14 protein-coding genes are annotated in these 13,265 nt (G+C 75.0%); 5 read left to right on the top strand and 9 right to left on the bottom strand.

Going from position 1 to position 13,265, the window contains the following annotated elements; genetic code table 11:
* Positions 1–75 precede the first annotated feature (75 nt).
* The 5 genes from egtA to egtE are packed head-to-tail and all read left to right on the top strand — an operon-like array spanning position 76 to position 5,439.
* Positions 76–1,371: an ergothioneine biosynthesis glutamate--cysteine ligase EgtA gene (egtA, locus tag F1C76_10965; protein QNG37041.1), complete on the top strand. Its 1,296-nt coding sequence runs from the start codon at positions 76–78 to the stop codon at positions 1,369–1,371.
* Entirely contained in the window at positions 1,368–2,672 is a 1,305-nt protein-coding gene (locus tag F1C76_10960) for an ergothioneine biosynthesis protein EgtB (GenBank protein QNG37040.1), read from the top strand. Before egtA ends, F1C76_10960 begins: the two co-directional genes overlap by 4 nt.
* Positions 2,665–3,354 (top strand): ergothioneine biosynthesis protein EgtC, encoded by a 690-nt coding sequence (gene egtC / locus F1C76_10955; GenBank protein ID QNG37039.1) that lies wholly within the window; start codon positions 2,665–2,667, stop codon positions 3,352–3,354. Before F1C76_10960 ends, egtC begins: the two co-directional genes overlap by 8 nt.
* Positions 3,351–4,319, top strand: coding sequence for an L-histidine N(alpha)-methyltransferase (gene egtD, locus F1C76_10950; GenBank protein QNG37038.1), 969 nt, complete (start codon positions 3,351–3,353; stop codon positions 4,317–4,319). Before egtC ends, egtD begins: the two co-directional genes overlap by 4 nt.
* 10 nt (positions 4,320–4,329) lie before the next feature.
* Positions 4,330–5,439 (top strand): ergothioneine biosynthesis PLP-dependent enzyme EgtE, encoded by a 1,110-nt coding sequence (gene egtE, locus F1C76_10945; GenBank protein ID QNG37037.1) that lies wholly within the window; start codon positions 4,330–4,332, stop codon positions 5,437–5,439.
* Between the two features lie 158 nt (positions 5,440–5,597).
* Here the strand turns inward: egtE and F1C76_10940 are convergent, their stop codons facing one another.
* From F1C76_10940 to F1C76_10900, 9 genes are all read right to left on the bottom strand, one after another.
* Entirely contained in the window at positions 5,598–5,918 is a 321-nt protein-coding gene (locus tag F1C76_10940) for a DUF4333 domain-containing protein (GenBank protein QNG39170.1), read from the bottom strand.
* A gap of 219 nt (positions 5,919–6,137) precedes the next feature.
* Positions 6,138–7,136 carry an allantoicase gene (alc, locus tag F1C76_10935; protein ID QNG37036.1) on the bottom strand — a complete coding sequence of 333 codons (999 nt, stop codon included), beginning with the start codon at positions 7,134–7,136 and terminating at the stop codon, positions 6,138–6,140.
* A gap of 268 nt (positions 7,137–7,404) precedes the next feature.
* Positions 7,405–8,736, bottom strand: a complete 1,332-nt coding sequence (gene allB, locus F1C76_10930; GenBank protein ID QNG37035.1) for an allantoinase AllB — start codon at positions 8,734–8,736, stop codon at positions 7,405–7,407.
* On the bottom strand, positions 8,733–9,458 hold the full coding sequence (locus tag F1C76_10925; protein ID QNG37034.1) for an urease accessory protein UreD: 726 nt from the start codon (positions 9,456–9,458) through the stop codon (positions 8,733–8,735). Before F1C76_10925 ends, allB begins: the two co-directional genes overlap by 4 nt.
* A 7-nt stretch (positions 9,459–9,465) precedes the next feature.
* Entirely contained in the window at positions 9,466–10,152 is a 687-nt protein-coding gene (ureG, locus tag F1C76_10920) for an urease accessory protein UreG (protein QNG37033.1), read from the bottom strand.
* Positions 10,142–10,792: an urease accessory protein gene (locus tag F1C76_10915; protein QNG37032.1), complete on the bottom strand. Its 651-nt coding sequence runs from the start codon at positions 10,790–10,792 to the stop codon at positions 10,142–10,144. Before F1C76_10915 ends, ureG begins: the two co-directional genes overlap by 11 nt.
* A gap of 1 nt (position 10,793) precedes the next feature.
* Positions 10,794–12,515, bottom strand: a complete 1,722-nt coding sequence (locus F1C76_10910) for an urease subunit alpha (GenBank protein ID QNG37031.1) — start codon at positions 12,513–12,515, stop codon at positions 10,794–10,796.
* Complete coding sequence (locus F1C76_10905) at positions 12,515–12,817, bottom strand: urease subunit beta (protein ID QNG37030.1); 303 nt, start codon at positions 12,815–12,817, stop codon at positions 12,515–12,517. The genes F1C76_10910 and F1C76_10905 overlap by 1 nt, the downstream gene beginning before the upstream one ends.
* Positions 12,814–13,116 carry an urease subunit gamma gene (locus F1C76_10900; GenBank protein ID QNG37029.1) on the bottom strand — a complete coding sequence of 101 codons (303 nt, stop codon included), beginning with the start codon at positions 13,114–13,116 and terminating at the stop codon, positions 12,814–12,816. Before F1C76_10900 ends, F1C76_10905 begins: the two co-directional genes overlap by 4 nt.
* Positions 13,117–13,265 lie beyond the last annotated feature (149 nt).

Genomic DNA, 13,265 nt, shown 5'->3' with positions numbered 1-13,265 from the left:
CGGCCCGCCACGGCAGGCCGCCCCCGCACCGACCCGCGGTCGTACGTGACCGGTCCGGACCTGGAGGGGGTGGCTGTGGCCACGGCGTTTCCCAGCACAGACAGCACGATCACCGACGCCCGTCCGTTGGACGGCGTGCCGAGTGCCCACGAGCACGTCGTGGCCGCGGCGCTGCACCCGGGCGCGCCCGGCCCGGTGGGGCTCGAGCTCGAGGCGCACCTGGTCGACCTGCGCGATCCCGCGGTCCGGGTGCCCTGGGCCCGGATCACCGGGCTGGTCGACCGGCTGGGTCCGCTGCCCGGACGCAACGCGGTCACCCTGGAGCCCGGTGGCCAGGTCGAGCTGTCCGGCCCGCCGCACCCCGACGTGACCGCCGCCGTGGCAGCCCTCCGGTCCGACGCGGCCGTGCTCCGCAGCGCCCTGGCCCGGGACGGACTGGGGCTGGCCCCGCTGGGCGCCGACCCGCTCCGCCCGGCGGCCCGGGTGAGCCCCGGGCCCCGGTACCGGGCGATGGAGGACCACTTCGCCGCCGTGGACTGCACCCGGGCCGGCGCGGCGATGATGACGTCGACGGCGTCCCTGCAGGTCAACCTGGAGGCCGGGGCGCCGGGACGGTGGCGCGAGCGGGTCGCGCTGGCCCACGCGCTGGGCCCGGTGCTGGTGGCCGTCTCGGCGTCGTCCCCGCTGCTGGTGGGGCAGGAGACCGGCTGGGTGTCGACCCGGCAGCAGGTGTGGGGTGATCTGGACCAGGCCCGCTGCGGGCCGCTGCTCGGGCGGGGCGACCCGGCCGACGAGTGGGCCGACTACGCGTTGGCCGCGCCGGTGATGCTGGTGCGGCTGACCGACGCCGGCGGCGCCGAGCCGGTCACCGGCCGGGTCCCGTTCGCCGACTGGGCGTCCGGGGAGACCCTGCTGGGCGGACGACGACCCACGCCGGCCGACCTCGACTACCACCTGACCACGCTGTTCCCCCCGGTCCGGCTGCGCGGGTTCCTCGAGGTCCGCTACCTCGACGCCGCCCCCGACCCCTGGTGGCCGGCCCTGGCCGCGGTCACCACCACGCTGCTCGACGACCCGGTGGCCGCCGATGCCGCGGCAGCCGCCTGCGAGCCGGTCGCCGGCCGGTGGTCCGATGCCGCCCGGCTCGGGCTGGCCGATCCCGCGCTGCACGCCGCCGCCCGGGGCTGCCTGGCCGCGGCACTCGACCGGTCGCCGACCGGGCTGCGGGCCGAGGTCGAGGCCCTCGCCGCGCTCGTCGACGCCGGTCGGAGCCCGGCCGACGACGTGCTGGACACCGCCCGCCGCTCGGGTCCTGCCGCCGCCCTGCTCGCCGCCTGTGCCGACCCGACCCCGATGGAGGAGACCTCGTGACCACCGCCCCCCAGCAGCCGACCGCCGAGACCGTCGTCCGGGACCTCACCGCGGCCCGGGACCGCACCCTGCACCTGACCGACCTCGACGAGCCCGAGCTGCTCCGCCAGCACGACCCGCTGATGAGCCCGATGGTCTGGGACCTCGCGCACATCGGGCAGCAGGAGGACCTCTGGCTGCTGCGCGGCGGCGAGGCCGGACGCCCCGGGGTGCTGCCGGTGGACGTCGAGGCGCTCTACGACGCCTTCACCCACCCCCGCGCCGTGCGCGCCGGGCTGCCGTTGCTGCCGCCGGTGGAGGCCCGCGGCTTCGTCGCCGACGTCCGGGCGCGGGTGCTGGACGGCATCGAGGCCGCCGGCCGGTCCGACGACCCGGGCACCGCGCTGTTCCCGGCCGCGATGGTGGTCAGCCACGAGCAGCAGCACGGGGAGACCATGCTGCAGACCCTGCAGCTGCGCTCGGGCCCCGCGGTGCTCGGTGCCGGCACACCGCTGCCCCCCGGGCGGCCCGGGGTGGCCGGCACCTCGGTGCTGGTGCCCGCGGGCCCGTGCCAGCTCGGGGTGGACGGCGTCGAGGAGCCCTTCAGCCTGGACAACGAGCGCCCAGCACACACCGTGGACGTCCCGGCCTTCCGGATCGGCCTGGTGCCGGTCACCAACGCCGAGTACGCCCGGTTCGTCGCCGACGAGGGCTACCGCACCCCGCGGTGGTGGTCCGAGCGCGGCTGGGCGCACGTGGCCGAGGCCGGGCTGGAGCGGCCGATGACCTGGCACGCCGACGGCACCCGGACCCGCTTCGGGACCGTCGAGGAGGTGCCCGGTGACGAACCGGTCCAGCACGTCACCTTCTTCGAGGCCGAGGCCTACGCGGCCTGGGCCGGGGCCCGGCTGCCCACCGAGGTCGAGTGGGAGAAGGCGGCGAGCTGGGACCCAGCCACCGGCACGCGGCGCCGCTTCCCGTGGGGGGCGTCCGAGCCGAGCGCGCAGCTGGCCAACCTGGACGGCGTCGCCCTGCGGCCCGCCCCGGTCGGCGCCTACCCGGCCGGGGCCTCGGCGTACGGCGTGGAACAGCTGCTCGGCGACGTGTGGGAGTGGACCAGCTCGGCGTTCACCGCCTGGCCCGGGTTCACCCCGATGCTCTACGCCCAGTACTCCGAGCCCTTCTTCGGCGGCGACTACCGGGTGCTCCGCGGGGGCTCCTGGGCGGTCGGTGCCTCCACGCTGCGGCCCAGCTTCCGCAACTGGGACCACCCGCAGCGCCGCCAGGTGTTCAGCGGGATCCGGCTGGCCTGGGATGTGTAGGCACCTCGCGTGGCTGGGGCGGCCCCGCACGCTCGCCTCACTGGTGCTCGACCCGCCGTCGGCGCTCGTCGTGCAGTCCTACGCACCCCGTCGGCAGGCGCACGGCACGGTGAACGCCGACGGCTGGGGCGTGGGCTGGTGGGCCGAGGGACGCGCCGAACCCGCCCGGTGGCGGGCGGCGACCCCGCTGTGGGGCTCGGCGTCCTTCGCCTCGGTCGCCCCCGCGGTGGCCGCCTCCTGCGTGGTCGCCGCGGTGCGCTCGGCCACCGTCGGCATGCCGATCGACGAGTCCGCGGCCGCCCCGTTCACCGACGGCCGGTGGTTGCTGTCGCACAACGGCCGGGTCGACCGCGCGGTGCTGCCGGCGTCCCCGGGCGCCGAGTCGGTCTGTGACAGCGCACAGCTGGCCGCGCTGGTGTTCCACCGCGGCGTCGACCACCTCGGCGACGTCGTCCGGGAGGTGGGGGCCGCGGACCCCGCCGCCCGGCTGAACCTGCTGGCCGCCGACGGCACCCGGCTGCTGGCCACCACCTGGGGCGACACGCTCTCGGTGCTCACCACCGACGCCGGCACGGTGCTGGCGAGCGAGCCCTTCGACGACGACCCGCGCTGGGTCGACGTCCCCGACCGGCACCTGGTGTCGGTCACCCCCGACGGCATCTCCCTGGAGGACCTGCAGTGACGTTCACCCTCACCGACCACCTCGGCCCGGTCGACGCCGGCGCCGCGCTGCGCGCCGACGTCGCCGCCGGTCTCACCGCGGCCCCGAAGACGCTGCCGCCGACCTGGTTCTACGACGAGCGGGGCAGCGACCTGTTCGACCAGATCACCCGGCTGCCGGAGTACTACCCGTTCCGCGCCGAGCGGTCGATCCTGGTCGAGCACGCCGACGAGATCGCCGTCCTCTCCGGCGCCGACACCCTGGTGGAGCTGGGCAGCGGGACGTCGGAGAAGACCCGCCTGCTGCTCACCGCCCTGCAGACCGCCGGCACGCTGACCCGGTTCGTGCCCTTCGACGTCGACCCGTCGGTGCTGCGGCTGGCCGGCGCCCAGCTGGCCGAGGAGTTCCCCGACCTCGCCGTGGACGCCGCGGTCGGCGACTTCACCGCGCACCTGGGCGAGCTCCCCCGCGAGGGACGCCGGCTGGTCGCCTTCCTGGGCTCGACCATCGGCAACCTGGAGCCCGGCCCGCGCGCAGCGTTCCTGGCCGCCGTCGGCGCGATGCTCGACCCGGACGACTGGTTCCTGCTGGGCACCGACCTGGTGAAGGACACCGGCCGGCTGGTCGCCGCCTACGACGACGCCGCCGGAGTGACCGCGGCGTTCAACAAGAACGTGCTGGCCGTGGTCGACCGGGAGCTCAAGGCCGACTTCGACCTCGACGCCTTCGACCACGTGGCCCGCTGGAACGCCCCGGACTCCCGGATCGAGATGGTGCTGCGCTCGACCCGTGACCAGGTCGTGCGGATCGACGGCCTGGACCTGGAGGTGCCCTTCGCGGTCGGGGAGGACCTGCGGACCGAGGTGTCCACCAAGTTCACCGTCGAGGCCGTCGCCGAGGAGCTGGCCGCCGCCGGGCTGCGGGTCGCCGAGTGCTGGACCGACGACGACGGGGACTTCGCGCTCACCCTGGCCACCCCCGTCTAGCCTCGGCCCGGTGAGCGCCCTGCCCCACCCCGAGCTCGGCGCCTCCTGGCGCGCCGCCCGCCCACGTCCGGCCGCGGTGCACCTGGACTCCGCGGCCTGCAGCCGGCAGTCGGTGAAGGTGCTCGACGCGGTCGCCCACCACGCCCGGCACGAGGCCGAGGTCGGTGGCTACCAGGCCGAGGAGTCCGCGGCCCCGCTGTTGCAGCAGGGCCGGTCGGTGCTCGCCGGGCTGGTCGGGCTGGCGGCTGCCGACGTCGCGTTCTGCGAGAGCGCGTCCTCGGCGGTGCGCATCCTCTTCTCGTCCTGGCAGCTGCCCGCGGGCTCCCGGGTGGCCGTACTGCCCGGGGAGTACCACGGCAACCTCGCCGCGATCCGGTACGCCGGCCTGCAGCCGCAGGTGCTCGCGGCCGACGACCTGGGCCGGGTGGACCTGGAGGCGCTGGCCCGGTCGCTGCGCGCCGACCCCCCGGCCGCGGTGCACCTGACCGTGGTGGCCAGCCACCGGGCCGTCGTCCAGCCGTTGGTCGAGGTGTCCCGGATCTGCCGGGCGACCGGGGTGCCGCTGGTCGTCGACGTCGCCCAGGCGCTGGGCCAGGTGGACTGCGACGTCCCCGCCGACGCCGTCTACGGCACCTCGCGCAAGTGGCTGGCCGGTCCGCGCGGGGTCGGCTTCCTGGTGCTGCGGCCCTCGTTCCGGGCCCGGCTCACCCCGGTGCAGGGCGACCCGGCCGAGGCCACGTCCTTCGAGACCCACGACGCGCACGTGGCCGGCCGGGTGGGCCTGACCCTGGCGATCGGCGAGCACCTCGCCGCCGGCCCCGTCGCCGTCCGACAGCGGCTGGCCGGGATCGGCCGGGCGACCCGTGAACGGCTGGACGGCGTGGCCGGCTGGCGGGTCGTCGAGCCGGTCGACGAGCCGACGCCGGCGACCACGATCGCGGCTCCGGACGGGGTGGACGTCACCGAGACCCACACCCGGCTGCGGGTCGAGCACGGCATCGTCACCACGCTGTGCCTGCCCTCCCGGGCGCCGGGTGAGCTGGCCGCCCCGGTGCTGCGGGTGTCCCCGCACCTGGACGTCACCGAGGCGGAGCTGGACCAGCTGGCATCGGTGCTCTGAGGGTCGGGCCGCAGCTGCCCCTCGACCCACTCGCTCAGCGCGCCGGCGAACCGGCTCCCGGAGGCGCCCGACCCCTCGCACAGGACGCCCCCGTGATCCACGTGGAACACGGGCGACCGGACCGGGGACCCTGCTTCCGGCCCGGTCGCCGACGTGCCTCAGCGCGGGGTGTCGGCCACCTGGGCGTCGAACATCGCGGTGTCGCCGTCGACCGAGGTCGTGGTGACGGTGACGTCGTAGACGCCGTCCTCGCCGTCGACCTCCAGGGCGCAGGTGATCGTCGCGTCGACCTCGGCGGGGAGGTCCTCCTCGCACTCGACGTCCGGGCGGACGCCGACCTGCTGCTCGAGCTGGTCCTCGACCTGCGACTCGACGCTGTCGGAGTCGACCGAGCCGGCGCCGCAGGCGCTCAGCGACAGGGCGAGGACGGGGGCGGCGGCGACACCCAGGGCGGCGCGGCGGAAGGCTGAGCGGGTGATGGCTGTCTCCTCGGTCGGCGCACCTGGGTGTTCCCTGTGCGTTCCCCGGCAAGGTAGCGACCCTGGCGGGTGTCGGCTCGGTGAGCGTCACCCACGCGGGTGGCGGTCGGCGCGGGGTGTCGGCGCCCACGACCTCGCCGTCGGTGTGGGTCCGCACGTCGGAGCCGGTGCAGCCGGGCGACCCGTCGGCCGGGGAGCTCCGCCCGCTGTACGGCCCGGTCAGCCCGCCCCGAACCGGCGGTCCAGCTCGGCCCGGCCACCCTCGGTCGGCCGCCCCCAGAGCCGCAACCGGGCCATCCCGCCGTCGGGGAAGACGTCCAGCCGGACGTCGGTGACCCCGGGCGCGTCGGTCAGCAGGAACCGGTGCCGGGTGTCCGGCTGCAACGGGGTGCGGGCCAGCAGCTCGACCTCGGTGCCGTCGGCGGTGATGCCGGTGAGGGAGGCCGCACCGGGGGCGTTGCCCAGGAAGTACGACGTGTCCAGCTCGGCCAGGGTGACCGTGCCCTCGCAGGCCAGCCGGACGGCCAGCCAGTCGTTGCCGTCGTCCCGGCGGCGGGCGTTCTCCCAGCCCTCGCCCATCGAGCGGGCGTCGCCCCGGCCGAGCACCTGGTGCGGGCTGCCGTAGAAGTCGTTGCTGACCGCGGTCACCCGCCCGCCGTTCTCCAGCGCGGCCAGGTCGCACGGGCCGGCGTCCAGGAACCGCGGGTCGGGGACGACGGTGCCGTGCACCCGGAAGCGGGCCACCCCGCCGTCGGGGTGGATGGTCAGCCGCACGTGGGTCACCCGCCGGTCGCTGACCACGGCGAACGCGTTGGCGGTGTCCCCGGCCAGGTCCACCCGGCCCAGCAGCGGCTGCCAGTCGGCGCCGGCCAGCTCCTCGACCGAGGGGTGGCCCTCGACCGCGACCCCGTCGACGGAGGCCTGCGGCGGGTAGTTGCCGGTGAAGAACGCGGTGTCGACGACGACCCCGGACACCACGCCGGGCGCCCCGAGCCGGACGACGGCCCAGTCCTCGCCCGGGGTGCGGCGGCGGCGGGTCTCCCAGCCGTCGTACTCCTTGCCCTTGTGACCGAAGTCGTCCCGCCGCACGGCCGGCCAGGGCAGCACCAGGTTCTCCCGGGCGGCGAAGAACTCGTCGTTGGCCGCGACCACGGCACCGCCCAGGGTGCGGCCGGCGAGGTCGGGCAGCTGGGTCCAGGGGGCGCGGACGTCGGTCATCGTTCTCCTGACTCGGGGTGACGTCCCACCCTCTCAGGCCACCGATCAGCGCCGGAGGGTGCACAGTGGGTGGTTCCGGTCCCACCAACAGGAGGAGCACCCATGAGCACCCCGACCCCCAAGGACCTGGCAGAACGCGCGAAGAAGGCGATGCAGGAGCTGCCCGCCGAGACCGCGCTGGGCAACGCCGACCCCGCCGGTGGCGTGGCCACCGACCCGAAGCCGATCGACGAGGCGGCTGCTGCCAAGCCCCAGCAGTAGCCCCTGTTCACCGGTCCCCGCGGCGCAGCAACCTGCCCGCGGGGGCCCCGCCGGTGCGCTCCCCGCGCAGCCACACCGCCCGCACGACTCCGGTCAGCTCCCGCCCCGCGTAGGGGGTCACCGGGTTCTTGTGCTCGAGGCGGCCCACCACCGCGGTGGCGTCGGGGGCGAAGGCGACCAGGTCGGCGTCCTTCCCGACCTCGATGCCGCCCTTGCGGGGCAGCCCGGCCAGCGCCGCCGGGGCCGCCGACATCAGCTCCACCACCCGGGCCAGGGGCACTCCTCTCGCCCGGGCGCCGGTCCACACCGCGGGCAGCGCCACCTGCAGGCCCGCGATGCCACCCCAGGCCAGCCCGAAGTCGCCCACGTCGAGCCGCTTGAGCTCCGGGGTGCACGGGGAGTGGTCACTGACCACCAGGTCGATCTCGCCGTCGACCAGTGCCTGCCACAGCGCCTCCCGGTGGGAGGCCTCCCGGATCGGCGGGCAGCACTTGAAGGCGGTGTCCCCGTCGGGCACCTCGTCCGCGGCGAAGGTGAGGTAGTGCGGGCAGGTCTCCACCGTCACCCGGACGCCGTCCGCCCGGGCCCGTCGCAGCAGCGGCAGGGCGTGCGCGTCGGCCAGGTGCACCACGTGCACCCGGGCCCCCGTCTCGGCGGCCACGGCCAACAGGGTGCCGATCGCGGTCTCCTCGGCAGCCCCGGGCCGGGAGGCGAGGAACGCGGCGTAGCTGGTGCCGTCGGGGTCGGGGGCGGCGTCGATGGTCGGGCCGTCCTCGCAGTGCGCGATGAGCAGACCGTCGACGGCCGCGAGTTCGGTGAGCGCGGCCCGCAGGCCGTCGGTGGAGAGCGGCGGGAACTCGGGGACGCCGCTGTCGAGCAGGAAGCACTTGAAGCCCACCACCCCCTCGGCCAGCATCGGGGCGAACTCACCGGCGTTGTCCGGCACGGCGCCGCCCCAGAACGCCACGTCCACGCTGACCTGGCCCGCAGCCACCGCCCGCTTGACCTCCAGCGCACCCACCGAGGTCGTGGGCGGGATCGAGTTCAGCGGCATGTCCACCACCGTCGTGACCCCACCGGCTGCCGCGGCCCGGGTTGCGCTGGCAAACCCCTCCCAGGCCGTGCGGCCGGGTTCGTTGACGTGCACGTGGCTGTCCACCAATCCGGGGATCAGCACCTCGTCCTCCGCCAGCGTCGTGGCACCAGCGGGGGCGTCCTCGAACGCCGTGACGGCCGCGATGCGACCGTCACGCACGTGCACGGCCGCAGGACGCTCGCCGTCGGGCAGCACGACCCGACGGGCCCGGACCACCAGGTCCGCCGGCAGGTCCTCGGTCATCGGGCCTCTCTCCTCGTCAGGGGGGTGTCCTCCAGCGCGCCCAGCCGGGCCAGGGTGGGGGTCAGCCGGTCACCCCAGGCCGTGGCCACCCACCCGCCGGGCAACGGCAGCCGCACCGCGTCGTCGCCCACGGCACGGCCGCCCTGCGTGCCCAGGTGAGTGGTGCTCGCGTACGCCCGGGGGGCGACCGGGGGCAGCCACGCCGCTGCGCCCGGGCCGAGGCCGACGGTGGTGTGCAGCACCGGCACACCCGACCGCTCGACACGGGTGGTGCCCGTCCAGTGCCCGGGCTCCTCGCCGGTGCGGCCCAGCTGGACCTGTTCGGTGGCGGTCAGCCGGGCCCCGTCGTCCAGCACGGCGTGCAGCAGCGCGTGGTGGTGGGCCCGGGCGGTCACCACGGTGGGTTCGGGCTGCAGGTCCAGCTCCCCGGCGACCTCGGCCAGCACCCGCTGGACCGAGGGCGGGGACCCCGATCCGTCGCTGGACCGCGCCGGCAGCACCACCGCGGCGGCCACCGTGCAGACCGAGAGGCGCGCGCCGGCTTCGACGACCAGCCTGATCTGCGCGTCGTCCCCGCCCAGCGGGCCGAAGGCGGTGGCCACCAGGTGCACCGTCGTCGGGCCGGTGCGTCGGACGGCGAACTGGCCGCTGGCCCGCACCACGGGCAGCACGGTGCGCCCGCCCGGACCCGCCCGGGCGACCACCTCCACCACCGTCCTCACCGGTGCCTCAGGCGTGCTGCACGGCGCGGGCGCGCACCTGCTCGAGCACCCACTCGGCGACCTGGGTGGCCGCCGGGTCCTCGCGCAGCGAGATGAGGAAGGTGGGCTTGCCGTCGCGCACGGCGTCGGAGTCCCGGCGCATCACACCGAGGTCGGCACCCACCATCGGCGCGAGGTCGGTCTTGTTGACCACCAGCAGGTCGGCGCTGGTCACCCCTGGCCCGCCCTTGCGCGGCACCTTGTCCCCGCCCGCCACGTCGACGACGAAGACCTGCACGTCGACCAGGCCGTAGCTGAACGAGGCGGTCAGGTTGTCCCCACCGGACTCCACGAACACCAGCTCCAACCCCGGGTGCCGGGACTCCAGCAGTTCGACGGCGTCCAGGTTGGCGGTGATGTCGTCGCGGATCGCGGTGTGCGGGCAGCAGCCGGTCTGCACCGCCTCGATCCGGTCGTCGGGCAGCACGGCGTTGCGGCGCAGGAAGTCGGCGTCCTCGGTCGTGTAGATGTCGTTGGTGACGACGGCCAGGTCGTACTCGGCGCCGAGCGTGCGGCACAGCGCAGCCGCCAGCGCCGTCTTGCCCGATCCGACCGGACCGCCCAGGCCCACCCGGAGCGGGCCGTGCCGGTGGCCCCGGTTCGCGGGATCGGCGTAGGGGTCCACGTAGTCGTCGAGGTTGTGGTCAGGAGGCAAAGAACCGGTCCTTCCGGGAGGCGTGCACCTCGGCCAGCAGGTCGAGGAGGGGATCGGTGTCGGCGGGCAGCCACGGGTCCGGCTGGGCCGTGCTGGCCACCACGTCCACGTCGGGGCTCAGCCGGGCCGTGACCGTGGCGACGGTGATCGGGTCCATGGCCAGCAGTCGCTGGGCGGCGGTGGCCGGACCGGTGATGGACAGGTAGGCGGCAGCTGCCGCTGCATCCCGTGCGGTGAGGCCGCCGGCGGCGGCCGCGACCCCGAGCGCCACGGGGTGGTGCGGCCGGTCGGGGAGCGCGTCCCACGCCGGGTGCGGCCAGGCGCGACGCCCGACCCGCACCAGCCCGCGGCCCTGCTGGCGGGAGGCCTGCTGCAGCGCCGGGGACGGTGTACGCGCCTCCGCTTCGGCGTCCCACGTCGTCAGGGTCGACTCCTCCCCGGTCAGCACCGCGCGGCAGGACGCTGCCGCGAGACCGGCGGCCACCCGACCCGCGGTGGAGAGCCGTCGTCGCAGGAACGTCTCGAGCGTGCGCGGGTCGTGCACCACCCCGGCGGTGATCGCCTGTTCCACCCCACCGGAATGCGTGTGGCCGCCGGCCGGGAGGCGGGAGTCGGCGAGCGCGAGCAGGGCAGCGGTCACGTCAGAACAGGAAGTAGCGCTGGGCCATGGGCAGCTCGGCGACCGGCTCGGGGTCCCAGACCTCCCCGTCGACAGACACGGTGAAGGTGTCCGGGTCGACGCGGATGTCGGGGAGGGCGGTGTTCTCCGGCATGTCCGCCTTGCCCAGCCGGCTGGTGTCGGAGACAGCGACCAGTCGCCGGTCCACCGCCAACCGATCGGCCAGACCGTCGTCGAGGGCGGCCTGGGCGACGAAGTGCATCGACGTCATCGCCGGCACCTTGCCGTAGGCGCCGAACATCGGGCGCGGGTAGACCGGCTGCGGCGTGGGGATCGAGGCGTTCGCGTCCCCCATCTGGCCCCAGGCGATCATGCCGCCCTTGAGCACCACGTGCGGCCGGACGCCGAAGGTCTTCGGGTCCCACAGCACCAGGTCAGCCAGCTTGCCCGGCTCCACCGAGCCGACCTCGCCGTCGATGCCGTGCGCCACGGCTGGACAGATCGTGTACTTGGCGACGTACCGGCGGGCCCGGGCGTTGTCGGCGGCACCGTCCCCGGCCAGCGAGCCCCGGCGGCGCTTCATCACGTGCGCGGTCTGCCAGGTGCGCATGACGACCTCGCCGACCCGTCCCATGGCCTGGGCGTCCGAGCCGATCATCGAGATGGCCCCCAGGTCGTGCAGCAGGTCCTCGGCGGCGATGGTGGTGGGTCGGATCCGGCTCTCGGCGAAGGCGAGGTCCTCGGGCACGGAACTGTCCAGGTGGTGGCAGACCATGAGCATGTCGAGGTGCTCGTCGAGGGTGTTGACGGTGTGCGGCCGGGTCGGGTTCGTGCTGCTGGGCAGCACGTTCGGGTGCCCCGCGACGGTGATGATGTCCGGCGCGTGACCTCCTCCGGCCCCCTCCGTGTGGTACGCGTGGATGCTCCGGCCACCGATGGCCGCCAGGGTGTCCTCCACGAAACCGGCCTCGTTCAGGGTGTCCGAGTGCAGGGCGACCGGGACCCCGTGCCGTCCTGCCACGGTGAGGGCGGCGTCGATGGCTGCGGGCGTGGACCCCCAGTCCTCGTGCAGCTTGAAGCCGCTCGCCCCGGCCCGGAGCTGTTCCTCCAGCGAGGCGTGCGAGACGGTGTTGCCCTTGCCCAGCAAGGCCACGTTGACCGGCCAGACGTCCATCGACTCGAGCATCCGGGCCAGGTACCAGTCGCCGGGTGTGATCGTGGTGGCCTTGGAGCCCTCCGCCGGTCCGGTGCCGCCACCGATGAGCGTGGTGACCCCGGAGCCCAACGCGGTCGGCACGATCTGCGGGCAGATGAAGTGCACGTGGCAGTCGATGCCGCCGGCGGTGAGGATCTTCCCGTTCCCGGACAACACCTCGGTCGCCGGTCCGATCACCAGGTCCGGGTGGACCCCGTCCATGGTGTCGGGGTTGCCGGCCTTGCCCAACGCCACGATGCGCCCGTCCCGGATGCCGACGTCGGCCTTGACCACGCCCCAGTGGTCCAGCACGACCGCCCCGGTGATCACCAGGTCGGGGGCACCCTCGGCGCGGGTGGTCCGGCCCTGCCCCATGGACTCCCGGATCACCTTGCCGCCACCGAAGACGGCTTCCTCGCCGGCCAGCCCGGGCCCGCCCGACCGGTCCTCGGTCACCTCGATGAGCAGGTCGGTGTCGGCCAGCCGGATGCGGTCACCCGTGGTGGGGCCGTACAGCTGGGCGTAACGCTCACGGGACAGCCGGACCATCAGCCCAGACCCCCTTCTGCGGAGAGCCCCGGCACGACGCGAGCGCCGGCCAGGGGGACGAGGACGACGGTCTTCTCGATGCCCGGCTCGAAGCGGACGGCGGTGCCCGCGGCGATGTCGAGCCGGTGCCCGTGCGCAGCACCGCGGTCGAAGACCAGCGCGGCATTGGCCTGGGTGAAGTGGAAGTGCGACCCCACCTGGACGGGTCGATCGCCGCTGTTGTGCACCTCGAGCTCCACCCGCGGCACCCCCGGGAGCGTCTCGATGGACCCCTCGGCCGGGATGACCTCGCCCGGGATCACGGGATGGGGTGGTGGACGGTCACCAGCTTCGTCCCGTCCGGGAAGGTCGCCTCCACCTGCACCTCCTCCAGCATCTCGGGAACGCCGTCCATGACGTCGTCCCGGGTGAGCACGGTGCGGCCGGTCTGCATCAACTCCGTGACCAGGACGCCGTCGCGGGCTCCCTCGAGCACGTGGTCGCTGACCAGGGCCGTGGCCTCGGGGAGGTTCAGCTTCAGGCCACGGGCCTGCCGGCGGCGGGCCAGCTCGGCGGCGTAGCTGAGCAGCAGCCGTTCCTGCTCGTGCGGGGACAGGTGCACCGGTCGACCTCCTCGTCGGGTTCGGTGGACGCTAACCCGGGGGTGTGACGGTCCTGTTGCGCAGACCCCGGGACCAGCCACCGAAACCGTCACACCACAAGCCCCCGCACGACGACAAGCGCCTTTCTCGTCAGGAGTCCTGACGAGAA

The sequence above is a fragment of the Geodermatophilaceae bacterium NBWT11 genome, assembly GCA_014218215.1.
Lineage (GTDB): Bacteria > Actinomycetota > Actinomycetes > Mycobacteriales > Geodermatophilaceae > Klenkia.
This window is presented reverse-complemented; position numbering and strand designations above follow the sequence as displayed.

Excerpts from the sequence above, each read along its gene's own strand:
- egtC (QNG37039.1), top strand. The coding sequence starts at position 2,665 with ATGTGTAGGCACCTCGCGTGGCTGGGGCGGCCCCGCACGCTCGCCTCA.
- alc (QNG37036.1), bottom strand. The coding sequence starts at position 7,136 with ATGACCGACGTCCGCGCCCCCTGGACCCAGCTGCCCGACCTCGCCGGC.
- allB (QNG37035.1), bottom strand. The coding sequence starts at position 8,736 with ATGACCGAGGACCTGCCGGCGGACCTGGTGGTCCGGGCCCGTCGGGTC.
- F1C76_10910 (QNG37031.1), bottom strand. The coding sequence starts at position 12,515 with ATGGTCCGGCTGTCCCGTGAGCGTTACGCCCAGCTGTACGGCCCCACC.